The following is a 384-nucleotide window of genomic DNA, read 5'->3' as shown; positions in this document are numbered from 1 at the left end:
TACGCAGCGTGCCGGCCACGGTCTCGCTGGCCGCGGTGGTGTCGGCGTGCACTTCGCGCAGGCGCTCGAACAGCGGCGCGATGTCGTCGTAGAAGTGCGAGCCCGCTTCGGTCAGCCGCAACTGTCGCGTGGTACGGGTCATGAGCCGCACGCCCAGCCCGGCTTCCAGCCGTGATACGGCGGCGCTGGCGGTCGATTTGGGGATGCCCAACGCCTCGGCGGCGGCGGTGAAGCTGCCGGCCTCCACCACGCGGCAGAAGGTTTCCCAATCGTTCCACTCCATTGTTCGCATGACTGGACAGTGTTCCTAGAGTTGGCCGTTTATCCGGCTGGCGGGCAAGTTTAAGCTCGGGCACATGTCGCTGCAAATCCTCAAACCCGCGT

The 384-nt window shown here is 65.6% G+C and carries 1 protein-coding gene; it reads right to left on the bottom strand.

The genetic code is table 11. From position 1 onward, the window contains the following. On the bottom strand, positions 1 to 292 hold a 292-nt coding region (locus tag C1J01_RS54450), incomplete at its 3' end, for a LysR family transcriptional regulator (protein WP_220040525.1). Between the last annotated feature and the right edge of the window lie 92 nt (positions 293 to 384).

This window comes from Nonomuraea aridisoli (assembly GCF_003236395.1).
GTDB lineage: Bacteria > Actinomycetota > Actinomycetes > Streptosporangiales > Streptosporangiaceae > Nonomuraea > Nonomuraea aridisoli.
This window is presented reverse-complemented; position numbering and strand designations above follow the sequence as displayed.